This window comes from Teichococcus aerofrigidensis, from assembly GCF_054073225.1.
The window spans coordinates 1-321 of sequence record NZ_JBSXMU010000308.1 but is presented as its reverse complement, the minus strand read 5'-3'; the positions used below and the strand labels follow the sequence as shown (position 1 = coordinate 321).

The 321-nt window shown below is 72.6% G+C and carries 1 protein-coding gene; it reads right to left on the bottom strand.

What is annotated here, in order from left to right; genetic code table 11:
• The coding region (locus tag ACVMLK_RS21385; RefSeq protein ID WP_457487592.1) for a hypothetical protein at positions 1-235 on the bottom strand (235 nt) is incomplete at its 3' end.
• Positions 236-321: the final 86 nt, after the last annotated feature.

The window sequence follows — 321 nt, the reverse complement described above, 5'->3', positions numbered from 1 at the left end:
AGGCGACGATGCAGGCACGGATGGCCCGGTCGCCAGGATCGGCAAGCGTCCGTTTCGCGGCGGGGGGCCGCTTAACCGGCGGCGGTGGTGGGACCCACGGTTCCCGCGCCGGCCAGACGAAGGCCAAGACCGGCGGCCGGTCGCCGTTCGCGATATAGGCCAGGGAGCGCCGCAGGAAGCCGGGGCGGTAGGGCTTTTGCGCCGGGGCAGCGCGGAAGGGAACCGGGCCGATCATCGCACCACCTCGCCCTCGATCACCGTGCAGAGTTTGGAACCGCGGCGGTGCGAAACCACCGGCAGCGCGGCCAGCTCGGCGGCTTC